The organism is Corynebacterium hylobatis (assembly GCF_003955685.1).
In the GTDB taxonomy this organism is placed as follows: domain Bacteria; phylum Actinomycetota; class Actinomycetes; order Mycobacteriales; family Mycobacteriaceae; genus Corynebacterium; species Corynebacterium hylobatis.
In genome coordinates, this window is the sequence record NZ_RXHJ01000013.1 from 81,179 (window position 1) to 93,121 (window position 11,943).

9 protein-coding genes and 1 pseudogene are annotated in these 11,943 nt (G+C 63.4%); 5 read left to right on the plus strand and 5 right to left on the minus strand.

The window, feature by feature from the left end; genetic code table 11:
- Window positions 1–28 precede the first annotated feature (28 nt).
- The 4 genes from treY to EAH68_RS10390 are packed head-to-tail and all read left to right on the plus strand — an operon-like array spanning window position 29 to window position 4,768.
- The gene (gene treY / locus EAH68_RS10380; protein WP_126121265.1) at window positions 29–2,512 is read left to right on the plus strand and encodes a malto-oligosyltrehalose synthase; all 2,484 of its coding nucleotides are present in this window, start codon (window positions 29–31) and stop codon (window positions 2,510–2,512) included.
- A gap of 4 nt (window positions 2,513–2,516) precedes the next feature.
- Window positions 2,517–3,515, plus strand: a complete 999-nt coding sequence (locus EAH68_RS10385) for a GTP pyrophosphokinase (RefSeq protein WP_126121280.1) — start codon at window positions 2,517–2,519, stop codon at window positions 3,513–3,515.
- A gap of 60 nt (window positions 3,516–3,575) precedes the next feature.
- Window positions 3,576–3,710, plus strand: coding sequence for a hypothetical protein (locus EAH68_RS15090; protein ID WP_277600473.1), 135 nt, complete (start codon window positions 3,576–3,578; stop codon window positions 3,708–3,710).
- Between the two features lie 35 nt (window positions 3,711–3,745).
- Window positions 3,746–4,768: an LLM class flavin-dependent oxidoreductase gene (locus EAH68_RS10390; RefSeq protein WP_126121266.1), complete on the plus strand. Its 1,023-nt coding sequence runs from the start codon at window positions 3,746–3,748 to the stop codon at window positions 4,766–4,768.
- Here EAH68_RS10390 and EAH68_RS10395 read toward each other — a convergent pair.
- From EAH68_RS10395 to EAH68_RS10405, 3 genes are read right to left on the minus strand one after another with little or no spacing between them, the layout of a single operon-like run.
- Entirely contained in the window at window positions 4,762–5,136 is a 375-nt protein-coding gene (locus EAH68_RS10395) for an RNA-binding S4 domain-containing protein (protein WP_126121267.1), read from the minus strand. The two genes, EAH68_RS10390 and EAH68_RS10395, sit on opposite strands and share 7 nt — an antisense overlap.
- Before the next feature lie 8 nt (window positions 5,137–5,144).
- Complete coding sequence (locus EAH68_RS10400; protein ID WP_126121268.1) at window positions 5,145–5,378, minus strand: hypothetical protein; 234 nt, start codon at window positions 5,376–5,378, stop codon at window positions 5,145–5,147.
- A 10-nt stretch (window positions 5,379–5,388) separates the two neighbouring features.
- On the minus strand, window positions 5,389–6,027 hold the full coding sequence (locus EAH68_RS10405; RefSeq protein ID WP_126121269.1) for an IMPACT family protein: 639 nt from the start codon (window positions 6,025–6,027) through the stop codon (window positions 5,389–5,391).
- A gap of 41 nt (window positions 6,028–6,068) precedes the next feature.
- Here EAH68_RS10405 and treZ point away from each other — a divergent pair, with 41 nt between their 5' ends.
- On the plus strand, window positions 6,069–7,799 hold the full coding sequence (treZ, locus tag EAH68_RS10410; protein WP_126121270.1) for a malto-oligosyltrehalose trehalohydrolase: 1,731 nt from the start codon (window positions 6,069–6,071) through the stop codon (window positions 7,797–7,799).
- 101 nt (window positions 7,800–7,900) lie between these two features.
- Here the strand turns inward: treZ and EAH68_RS10415 are convergent, their stop codons facing one another.
- Window positions 7,901–11,008 (minus strand): hypothetical protein, encoded by a 3,108-nt coding sequence (locus EAH68_RS10415; RefSeq protein ID WP_126121271.1) that lies wholly within the window; start codon window positions 11,006–11,008, stop codon window positions 7,901–7,903.
- A pseudogene (locus EAH68_RS10420) lies at window positions 11,005–11,874 on the minus strand (glycosyltransferase family 2 protein); the annotation flags it as partial. The pseudogene EAH68_RS10420 and the gene EAH68_RS10415, both read right to left, overlap by 4 nt.
- Window positions 11,875–11,943 lie beyond the last annotated feature (69 nt).

Consider the following 11,943-nt stretch of genomic DNA (forward strand, 5'->3'; position numbering starts at 1 on the left):
TGAACTCAGCACTGACCCGAGGAGATCCATGCGACGTCCCATCACCGCCACCTACCGCCTGCAGCTGCGGGGTCCACAGGCGGACCCGTCGGGACGGGCCTTCGGTTTCGCCGAGGCGGCCGCCCAGGTTCCCTATCTGCAGGCCCTGGGCGTCAGCCACCTCTACCTCTCCCCCATCTTCACCGCCGCACCGGGCTCCACCCACAACTATGACGTCACCGACCCCACGGAGATCAACCCGGAACTCGGCGGCATCGAGGGGCTGCGTGAACTCGCGGCCGTGGCACACGAGGCGGGCCTGGGCCTGATCATCGACATCGTGCCCAACCACCTCGGCGTGGAGAACCCGCGCCTGAACAAATGGTGGTGGGACGTGCTCAAGAACGGGCAGGACTCCGAGTACGAGCACTACTTCGACATCGACTGGCACGAGGACAACGGCGCCGGCGGCAAACTGGGCATGCCGGTGCTCGGCCAGCCGGGTGACGAGGACAAGCTCGAGTTGCGCGAGGACGACGGCGAACTCGTCCTGGCCTACTACGAACATGTCTTCCCCGTGGCGGAGGGCACCTGCGAAGGCGTCGACGATGACGTCGCCGACGTCTACGACCGCCAGTCCTACCGCCTGATGTACTGGCGCGACGGGGTGATCTCCTACCGGCGGTTCTTCTCCGTCAACGGCCTGGCAGGTATCCGCCAGGAGGACCCGCTGGTCTTCGAGCACACCCACCGCATCGTCCGCCAGCTGATCGCCGAGGACCTCATCGACGGCGTCCGCGTCGACCACCCCGACGGGCTGTCGGACCCCTTCGGCTACCTCAACCGGCTGCGCGAGGTCGTCGGCCCCGACCGCTGGCTGCTGGTGGAGAAGATCCTCGAGGTCGATGAAGTCCTCGACCCCCGTCTCGCCGTCGACGGCACCACCGGCTATGACGCCCTGCGGGAACTGGACGGTGTGTTCATCTCCCGGAAGGCGGAGGAGTCGATGTCCATGCTCGCACTCCAGCACTCCGGTTCCACCTGGGATGAGACGGCCGTGACTGTGGCGCAGCAGCAGCTCAAGCGCGAGGTCGCCGGCTCGGAACTCGCCGCGGAGATCCGCCGCCTGGCGCGCGCCATCCGCCGGGACAACTTCTCCACCGCCGGTTCCGCCGTCGATGAGCAGGATCTGACCACCACCATCATCGAACTGGTCGCGGCGATGCCCGTCTACCGCGCCGACTATCTCTCGCTGTCGCGCGTCACCGCCACCGTCGTCGCCGAGATGTCACGCCGTTTCCCCTCCCGCCGCACCGCACTCGACCTCATCGTCGCCGCCCTCAACGCCAACGGGGAGGCCAAGATCCGCTTCGCGCAGGTCTGCGGTGCCGTCATGGCCAAGGGGGTGGAGGACACCACCTTCTACCGCGCCTGCCGTCTGGTGGCGCTGCAGGAGGTGGGTGGCGCGCCGGGCCGTTTCGGTGTCTCCTCCGCGGAGTTCCACCTGCTCCAGCAGGAACGCGCGCGTCTGTGGCCGCAGGCGATGACCACGCTGTCGACCCACGACACCAAACGCGGTGAGGATGTACGCGCCCGCATCATCGAACTGACCGAACGCCCCAGCGAGTTCTCGGAGTTCATCCACCGCGTCTTCGCCATGGTGCCGGCCCCGGATGCGGGCACAGGCTACTTCCTCATCCAGAATCTGCTGGGGGTGTGGCCGGCGGACGGGCAGATCACCGAGCAGCTCAGGGAACGGTTCCGGGCATACACGGTCAAGGCGCTGCGGGAGGCCAGCGTGCACACCACCTGGACCGATCCCGTCGAGGCCTTCGAGACGGCCGTGCTGGACTGGGTGGAGGTGCTCTTCGACGGCCCCGTCACCTCCATCATCACCGAATTCGTCGCCCCGCTTGCCGACGCCACCACCACCATCTCCCTGGGGCGCAAGCTGCTGCAGCTGACCGGGCCGGGTGTGCCGGACGTCTACCAGGGCACCGAATTCTTCGACGACTCCCTCGTCGACCCGGACAACCGCCGTTTCGTGGACTACACCGCCCGCCACCAGACCCTGGACATCCTCCGCGAGGGGGTGGACTGGAATGACCTGGCCGCCGAGGCGGATTGCCAGGAGGGCACCTCGGGGGTCTACCCGCACCTGGAGCTCTACGGCGACCGGGCGAAGCTGCACATCGTCCATGAGGGGATGCAGGTGCGCCACGACCACCCGGAGTACTTCATCAGCGGCGACGTACAGGCCGTCTTCGCGGACGGACCGGCCTACTCCCATCTCATCGGCCTGGCCCGCGGCAGTGTGAACCAGCCCGGCGAGGAGGGCATCGGCGTGATCACCCTGGCCACCCGCCGCCCGCTGCGCCTGGCGGAACGCGGGGGCTGGGCCGGTACTACTGTCACCCTGCCGCAGGGGCAGTGGTTGGACCGGCTGACGGGTCGCATCTACGAGGCAACCGTCCCCCTGACTGAGGTCATGGATCTCTTCCCCACGGCACTGCTGGTGAGGCAGGGTGTCTGACCGGATGGCCCAGCTGGGCAGCCGCTACCACGAGTGGGTGCGCGCCCACCCGGATGCCGGGGAGGATTTCGGCGCGGCGGTCGAGGACCTGCTGGCCGATGCCGGCGTCACCTATGACCGGGTGATCGCCCGGGTGAAGGACTGGCCCTCCATGAAGGCGAAGGCCTATAAGCGCAAGGCTGACGGCAGCTGGATGTACCCGGAGCCGTGGGAGGACATCCACGATCTGATCGGCGTGCGCGTGACTGTCTTCCACTCCACGGAGATCCCCGTGGCCATCGGCGCTCTGCAGCAGTCCTTCCTCGTGGAACGTTCGGTGGACAAGACCGCGGAGACGCGCATCTCCGGTGGCTTCGGTTACGGTTCCCACCACCTCATCCTCACCGTCGACGAGAGTTCCGCCGACCTTGATGAGCTCGCCGACTACCCGGGTGTGAGTTTCGAGGTGCAGGTGCGCACGGTGCTGCAGCACGCGTGGGCCGAGTTCGAGCACGATATCCGTTATAAGCGAGGCCGGGATCCGGTGGACCCGCGGGTGGACCGGGCCTTCACCCTGGCGGCGGGCCTGATCGAGCTGGCGGACCAGCAGTTCGACCAGATCGCGGTGCTGCAGTACACCGATGACACCGCGGGCGATGATGTCGAGCTGACCGCGGAGACCCTGCCGGGCATTCTGACAATGCTGTTGGGCAACCGTTTCCCGGGTTCGCGTTCGGAGAATTACCGCTTCCTCATGGAGATCCTCGCCGCCGACGGCATCACCACTGTTGCGGAGCTGGCGGCGTTGCTCGACGACGTGGACATCGAGGCGGTGCGCGGGGCCATGCGCTACCGGTTCCACCCCGGACAGATCCGGCTCATCGATGATCTGCTGCTGCGCCGTTACGGTCGGGCGCACGTCGACCGCACCGGGGAGATCGGTATGCGGCCCCAGTTGCGGCCTGCCCAGCTGGCCCGCCGACTGGAAATGATGCGCACCGCGCGGATCATGCGCGAGGAATGATGCCTCACCCAGTAGCATGGAGCGGGTCCGCACCGATTGCCCGATAAGGAGCACTGTCCCATGAACCTGGTTTCGTCCATCCGCGAAGATTTCCCCGAGGTGGCAGACTTCCTGCATGTGTGGGCGCTGTCCATCGCGGATTTCTTCCGCCCGATGGGTATTGACTTCCCGCCGGCAGGCTGGGGCCTCTGGTAGTAACCCCCTGAGCTTGTTGACGTATCATCGTCAGCATGAACAGACCCATCTACTTCGGCCTCGACACCTTCGGCGACGTCACCGTCACTCTTGACGGCACCCCGGTCCCCCACGACCAGGTGCTGCGTGACATCGTCGCGGAAGGTGTCGAGGCAGACCGCGTCGGCGTGGACGTCTTCGGCATCGGTGAGCACCACCGCCCCGATTACGCTGTCTCCGCCCCCGACGTGGTCCTCACCGCCATCGCCGCCCGCACGGAGCGCATCCGCCTGACAACTTCCGTCATCGTCCTGTCCTCCGACGACCCGGTGCGGATCCTCGAGCGTTTCTCCACCCTCCAGGCCATCTCCTCGGGCCGTGCCGAGATGACCCTGGGACGCGGCTCCTTCGTCGAGTCCTTCCCGCTCTTCGGCTACGACCTCGGCGACTACGAGCGCCTCTTCGAGAAGAAGCTCGAGCTCATGCGCGTGCTTCTCGACGCCGACGCCTCCCGCACCCCCATCCCCTGGGACCGCGCGCCGGAGCACATCTACCCGCCCACGGCCACCCCGCTGCAGGCCTGGGTCGCCGTCGGCGGCTCCCCGGAGTCCGTCATCCGGGCCGCCCGCCACCGCATGCCCCTCATGCTGGCCGTCATCGGCGGCGCCGCCCGCCGCTTCCGCCCCTTCGTCGACCTCTACCACCGGGCCAACGAGGAGTTCGGTCAGCCGCAGGCCCCCATCGGGGTGCACTCCCCCGGTCTGATCGCCGAGACCGACGAGCAGGCCCAGGAACGTGTCTACGAACACTGGGCTGCCGGACAGCGCCTCATCGGTGCCGAACGCGGTTGGTCTGCCCCCACCCCGGAGCAGTTCACCCGGGAGGTCAACCATGGTTCGCTCTACGTCGGTTCCCCCGCGACGGTAGCGGCGAAGATCGCCGACACCGTCCAGGCACTCGACCTGGACCGCTTCACCCTGAAATACGCCAACGGCCCCGTCCCCCACGAGCACAACATGGACACCATCCGCCTCTACGGCGAGGAGGTCATCCCGCGCGTGCGGAAGCTGCTTCAGTAGCTGTCGTAGCCGCGCAGCCGGTCGAGTTCGCGCCGCTCGCGTTTCGTCGGCCGGCCGGCCCCACGCTCACGCCGCGGCAGGGAGGCCAGGACCTCCTTCGGCGGGGGCGGCGGGGAATGGTCGATGTAGCAGGTGCGGGCGATGGGTGCCCCGACACGTTTGCGCACCGTGCCGGTGACCTCCAGATCCAGTTCCCGGTGGTTGACCCACACGCGGACCCGGTCGCCGGGCACGACCTGCTGGGCGGGCTTGACGGCGTGGCCGTTGAGCTTCACGTGCCCGGCGCGGACGGCGGTGGCGGCATCGGAACGCGTCTTGAAGATGCGCACCGCCCACACCCATACGTCGATACGGACTGCCTCACTCATGGGCGCGCCTAGCGGTTGTCCTTGTGGTTGACGATCTTCTGGATCTTGTTCCAGTTGTAGAACCCGCCCACCACGGCGACAACAAGGCCGAGGATGATCCAGGTCCAGCTGGTGAACAGCAGGCCGAGGGCGAGACCACCGACGACACCGCCGCCGACGCTGAGGACGGCGTTGCGGGAGTACCGGCGCACGGACTGTTTGCGCTGTTCGATCGGGTTGTTCGGGCGACGTTGCATGGTCATGTGTCCCATCCTAGTACTCGATCCATGCGGTCCCCGCCTCAGCGGGGATGACCGCCCCGGCGCTCAGCGCAGCCAGCGTGGACTCCAGTTCCGCCCGCGCGCCCGGCTCGACGGCGAGGGTGTAGGTGACGGCCGCCCCGTAGTCGGTGTCGGTGACGGATACCCCGCGGGCCCGCAGGTCGGACTCCAGGCGGCCGGCGTCGGCGTGTGGTACCTCGATGCGGTAGAGCTCCCGGATCGCGCGGGTCACCCGCCGCACCTGCGGCATGAGATCGCCGACGGACTGGGAGTAGGCGTGCACCAGGCCGCCGGCACCGAGTTTGATGCCGCCGAACCAGCGGACGACGACCACGGTGACGTCGAGAAGCCCCGAACCCTTGAGCATGTCGAGCATCGGCTTGCCGGCGGTGCCGGAGGGCTCGCCGTCATCGGAGGAACGCTCCACGGGGTTCGAGCCCTCGACGTGGATGAGGTAGGCGCTGCAGTGGTGGCGCGCATCCGGGTACTGTGCGCGGATCTCGTGGATGAAGTCCCGGGCGGCCTCATCGGTCGGGGTGCGGCGGGCCAGGGAGAGGAAGCGGGACCGTTTGACCTCCCACTCGTGCATCCACGTCTGATCGGCGGCGGGCAACTGGTAGGTCGTGAGCATGAGCACTGATATTAGCCGCCCGTTTGGTTAGCCTGGGGCGCATGACTGCTCATGAACCCTTCTCCGTGTGGGCACCCCATGCCCGCGACGTCCGACTCCGCCTCAACGGGGAGGTGCTGCCCATGCGCGCCGGCCGGGGGAACTGGTGGACCGCGGACCGGGTGGCCGAGCCCGGGATGCGCTACGGTTTCGAGCTTTTCGACGGTGAACACTGGTCGAAGACCCTCCCCGATCCGCGCAGCACCGCCCAGCCGGACGGCGTCCACGGCCTCAGCGAGGTCACCGACCCGGACCACGCCTGGACCTCCGGTGACTGGACCGGCCGTCCCCTGGCGGGCCAGGTCATCTACGAACTGCATGTGGGCACCTTCAGCCCGGAGGGCACCTTCGAAGGCGTCATCGGCAAGCTCGACTACCTGCGTGACCTGGGGGTCACCGCCATCGAGCTCATGCCCGTCCAGCCCTTCGGCGGCGAGCGCAACTGGGGCTACGACGGAGTCGAGTGGCACGCCGTCCACCAGGGCTACGGTGGTCCGGAGGGACTGAAACAGCTTGTCGACGCCGCCCACGACAAGGGCCTCGGCGTCATCCTCGACGTCGTGTACAACCACTTCGGCCCCGACGGCAACTACAACGGCATGTTCGGCCCCTACACCTCCGGTGGATCCACCGGCTGGGGCGAGGTGGTCAACATCTCCGGGCACGATTCCGACGAGGTGCGCGCCTACATCCTCGACGCCGTGCGCCTGTGGCTGGCCGACTACCGCATCGACGGCCTGCGCCTGGACGCCGTCCACTCCCTCGATGACACCGGCGCATACTCCCTGCTCGAGCAGATGCAGTACATCGCCGACGACGTCACCGCGCGTACCGGTGTGCCCCGCTACCTCATCGCCGAATCCGACCTCAACAACCCGCGCGTGATCACCGGGACCGACGGCGGCGGCTACGGACTGGCGGGCCAGTGGGTCGACGACATCCACCACGCCCTGCACACCATCGTCTCCGGTGAGGACCACGCCTACTACGAGGACTTCGGTTCCCTCGACGCCCTGGCCAAGACCCTGCGCGGCGGCTACTACTTCGACGGTATCTGGTCCTCCTACCGGGGGCGCACCCACGGCCGGCCGATCAACACCGCCGCCATCCCCGCGCATCGCCTGGTCACCTACACCACCACCCACGACCAGACCGGCAACCGGGCCCGCGGCGACCGGCCGTCGATGAGCCTCACACCCGCCCAGCAGGTGCTCAAGGCCGCGGTCATCTACTCCTCCCCCTTCACCCCCATGCTGTTCATGGGTGAGGAATTCGGCGCGCAGACCCCCTTCGCCTTCTTCTGCTCCCACACCGACGCCGAACTTAACCGCCTGACCTCCGAGGGACGCAAACGCGAATTCGCCCGCTCCGGCTGGGACCATTCTGAGGTGCCGGACCCCGCCGACCCGGCCACCTTCGAGGCCTCCAGGCTGGACTGGGACTTCTCGGAAGAGCAGCAGGAGATCCACGCCGCCTACCGGCAGCTGCTGCACCTGCGCCGCGAACTGGGACTGGCACGGGCGAACCTGTCGAAGCTGCTCGTGGAGACCGGCACCGAGGAAGAGAAATGGCTGGCCATGGGGCACGAAGACGTCCTGCTCGTGGCCAACCTCTCTGAACAGCCCGTGACCGCCCCCTACGGCGGTGAACTGATCTGGTCCTTCACCCAGCCCACGGTGGAACTGGACCGGACCGTGCTGGGGCCGTGGGAGTTCGCGCTGGTCCGGCGGTAGAGGCGCTGAAGGGCATGACCCTGATCAACTATCGGAGTCATGCCCTCCACCTCCCAAGGCCTGCCGTCATGCGCGGGCCACACCGTGCGGATTGTTCTTGCTCAGTCCAGCGTCGCGAAGTAGTCCTGGAGTTGGTAGTAGGACTGCTTCAGGCGCGGGGTGGTATCGAAGTAGGTCCACTTCTCCCACGTGTAGCGCTGCAGGGGCGCGATCCCGGAGGTGCCGGGGTTCATCCCCGGTAGCGTCTGCACCGACTGGTCACCGTCCACATAGAGAAAGCCGATACCCAGATCCTCAATGAACTCACCACCATAGATTTCTTGGAGGACGTTGAAATCTGTGGCAATTTCCTTGGTGCTTGGGTCGCGCACGCTCAAGAGCAGCCACGGAATGCGGACTTCCAGCGTTTTCCCGTCGTTGGACCAGGCATAGTCTGCCAACGAGTCATAGTCCGGTGCTTCCGGATTACCGTTGCCCTCCCGTAGTCGGCCGGTCTCGTACTCCTCAAACGGGATGGTCTCTCCCGTTTCCGGGTTGAACATCGACTGGTTGAGCACGTACTTGAGGGGGACGAATTCACCTGAGTTCTTCTGCCCCACATTTTCTGGGGCGTCAGTATATCCAAACAGGTAGCCGTAGATGTATCCGTGCAAGTCGTAGTAGGGGTCAACCATCACGCGGGCGTTATCGCCCTCCAGTGGCACCATGAAGTCCGCAGCGGTTGCGCTGCCCACCCCGTACTGGTTGATGACATTATTGCCCTGGTTCGGGATAGTGTCGATGAGCGCGACCGGGTATCCACCGTCAGGTGTGGAGTCAGACAGGTCGAGTTTGAGGTAGAGGTAGCGCTCATCATGATCGACATAGGCCTTTTCGATCGGATCGTTATCATCGGCGGCCTCGTAAAATGGCGCGGTTACCCATTCGTTTCCGTCGCCATCGACCTTGATCTTCAGCGAATCAAAACTGACAAGACCAAACTGCTGTTCGCTGGTCTGTGCATTGGACCAGTAGGGTCGGCGGTCCGGATTATCGAACTCCATCGTGTTCCATGTGCGTTTAAACCATTCGTCCTGCCAGGTGAACACGAGTCCGCCCATGTAATCCGTCTCGAGGATGTCCTCAAACATCTTCTGGACATAAATTCCCTGGTCCTTCTCACTGACACCTCCCTGGTGCATGCCCATCGGCCCTGAGTGCGTGCGGCCACGCGAGGTGGGAATACCGAATTCCGCGACGAGCACCGGCATGCTGTGCACGCTGCGCAGCTCTTCCAGATAGGCGTAGTAGGTGTTCGGCTCACCACGGTGGTCGATTGCGTTGACGTACTTCTGGTCCATCTGGAGGAAATCAGGATAATAAGGGTAGATGTGGTAGGACGCGAACTGGCCCACCTCCTCCATCACCCCCTTGACCGCGATGTTGTTGGGGTTGACCTCGGAAATATCCTCCTGGTTGGAATCGTCCGAAGGGTGGTGCAGGATATCCGTGGTCACCCAGTTGGTGAAGCTCATCGGGCGAATTTTGTTGTACTGGGACAACTCATATTCGGTGGTGTACTCCATCTGCGATGCCAACCAGAACTCGAACGGACTGGCATTTGTGGTCTGGTAGTGTTTACCGTCAAATTCGCCCACCTCCGGATGTTTCTCGATGGTTCCTTCCACCATGAACGGGTCCCATTCCGTACCCAGGATCCAGGCGATGACGTAGTCGGACACGTCGGTCGCGTACACACCGGAACTGTGCCCCGGCACCGGTTCAATGATGGCGTTGCCGTGGAGCGCGTCGACAACATGCCTGATCTCCCTCTGGAATCCTTCAACAGCTTCCTGGTGGAAAGCATCGGCATCGCCGGTGATCCATTCCTCATTGATCCATACACCGTGGAGCACATAGATCTTGTTCTCGTGCAGCGCGTTGTACTTGGCCAGAGCACGATAGAATCCCGGAGGATGCAGGGTGTATACACGCACTGTATTAGCGTTCATGGCTCCGATCTGCTCGAACCACTCTTCGTACTCTTCTTCCAAGATGGCGGCCTCTCCCGGGAAGTAGCCCGGTGATGCCATACCCATGTTGACACCCTTGATGGTTATCTCGCGGAACTCACCATCGATCTTGACCTCAATAAGATCCGATTCCTCTGCCATCCGTGCAGGATAGGACACCCCATCGGTGTACTCGCCTGCCGTGACAGCAAATTCCTTGCCCTCCCCGCTCGCGAACTCCTGCTGCAGACTCAGGGTCTTGTCCATCAACGGGAAGAAGGAGTTCCAGTAGAAACTATTAGAACTGTAGCGCTCGATCGCGCCATAGACGTGTTGAATTCCCGTGGCCTGATAAATCTCCGGGATCGCCTCAGACCGGCTGAATGTACCTGCCAGATAGACTCGGTTAGATGGACCGTTACGGTTTACCGTGACCGCAGGAATATTCTCCGGAACACCGTACTTCTTGAAGACCTTTTTATTGGCGTCAGACAGGTTCAGTGCGAAGTCGTACAGAATACGGGTTCCCTCGGCAGGCAAAACGATGTCGAACCAACCAGTATAGGGAGCATCCAGGTCTTCGAACCCCTGCTCTTTCCCGTGCTCGGTTGCTATCAGGCCAAGTCCCGGATTCTCCTGCTGCTGATCCAGCTCAACAACGACCGCCTTTTCCTCGTTGCTGTTGTTGAGCACAAGGCCTGGGCCGCTGTAGTCCCACTCATCACCCAGGTTGCTGAAGACCCGATCCGGGATGGCCGGATTGTGGCGGTCGGAGAGATCCGAGACATACAGCCCCGACCAGTTGGTGGAGTTGACACCGAGATCGCCGGAGATCATGTTGGACAAGTCTCCCGACTCGGCGTTGTGGATGACACCGTATTCCGCGAACAGCAGGCTGGGGGCGTTCTGACCAATGTTCATGTTGACCTTGTTCCACTGATCCGCATTCAGCGCGTAGCCGTCCTCGGTGGACACGAAAACCGTGTCGTATTCCTTCACCTCCTGAATGGTTTCATCCAGTTCTTCCAGTGAGGTAAACGTAGGATTCGACTTCGTGTACTTGAAGTAGAAATTGCTGCCGCTGTCGTCCACGGATTCACCGGCACGGTTGTCTATCACCAGAGCCTTGTCAAACGGGGTGGGCTTCACACCCCAGATAAGGATGGGAATGAGGAAGACCAGGGAAGCCAGTCCTACCAGAGAGAGGAATTTCTTCATGGAACTACTTGCTCCTCCCGCTCTTCTTTCTCAGATTCTGCGCTAAAGCCCTTGCGTTCCATCACACCCCAGTCGTTACGGTTGACGAAGAATCTGTAGAACCCTTCCAGTCGCCAGAACAGCATCAGCGGCTTGTACCAGAAGAACTCCGTAAACGACAGGCCAAGGACGTAGGTGATCTCCGACGTCGACGGGAACCTGCCCTGCTGCCACGAATTGAGCATGACCGAGGTGAGGCTGATGAGTCCTGCGTACAGCAGGGAGTACATGATTAGGAGCAGAGAAAACTCGAAGAAGATCTGACCTGCAAAGAATCCGGCAACCAAGTACAGAAAACCGAACAACTCGACGACCGGAATCGTTGCCTCTGCCAGAATGAAATACGGGAATGCGACGAGACCGAGAGATCCGTACCTGGGGTTCAGCATCACCTTCTTATGCCGCCACAAACTCTCCAGCAGACCCTGATGCCAGCGACGCCGCTGCCGGTGCAACACCTTCAGCGATTCCGGGGCCTCCGTGTAGCAGATCGCATCGGAAACATGCACAATACGTTTGTTCATACCGTTGTCGATCAAGCTCTTCTGAAGACGGACAACAATCTCCATGTCTTCACCGATCACATCGGTAGCCAGGCCGTCATGGTCGATGAGCAACTGCTTATCAAAGACGGTGAATGCACCGGAACAGATGAGCATGAGGTTGTGCTCGGCTAACGCAACGCGGCCGATGAGAAATGAGCGGTAGTACTCGATGGTCTGCATAGCCACGAGAGGGTTTTCCGAGTACTCAACCTTTTTGTCCGCAATTCCATCGACGACTTCATTGCCATTGATGAGTTCCACAGAGCCACCGACCGCTGCGACCCTCTCCCCATCAAGAACAAAAGGGGCTCTTCACGATTCAGAGTGCGTAGCTGACCACGAGGTGGGGCT

Bases quoted from the DNA above. Each gene is read 5' to 3' on its own strand.
- EAH68_RS10405 (WP_126121269.1), bottom strand. From the start codon at position 6,027: ATGCTCACGACCTACCAGTTGCCCGCCGCCGATCAGACGTGGATGCAC.
- treY (WP_126121265.1), top strand. From the start codon at position 29: ATGCGACGTCCCATCACCGCCACCTACCGCCTGCAGCTGCGGGGTCCA.
- EAH68_RS10385 (WP_126121280.1), top strand. From the start codon at position 2,517: ATGGCCCAGCTGGGCAGCCGCTACCACGAGTGGGTGCGCGCCCACCCG.
- EAH68_RS10390 (WP_126121266.1), top strand. From the start codon at position 3,746: ATGAACAGACCCATCTACTTCGGCCTCGACACCTTCGGCGACGTCACC.
- EAH68_RS10395 (WP_126121267.1), bottom strand. From the start codon at position 5,136: ATGAGTGAGGCAGTCCGTATCGACGTATGGGTGTGGGCGGTGCGCATC.
- treZ (WP_126121270.1), top strand. From the start codon at position 6,069: ATGACTGCTCATGAACCCTTCTCCGTGTGGGCACCCCATGCCCGCGAC.
- EAH68_RS10400 (WP_126121268.1), bottom strand. From the start codon at position 5,378: ATGACCATGCAACGTCGCCCGAACAACCCGATCGAACAGCGCAAACAG.
- EAH68_RS10415 (WP_126121271.1), bottom strand. From the start codon at position 11,008: ATGAAGAAATTCCTCTCTCTGGTAGGACTGGCTTCCCTGGTCTTCCTC.
- EAH68_RS15090 (WP_277600473.1), top strand. From the start codon at position 3,576: ATGAACCTGGTTTCGTCCATCCGCGAAGATTTCCCCGAGGTGGCAGAC.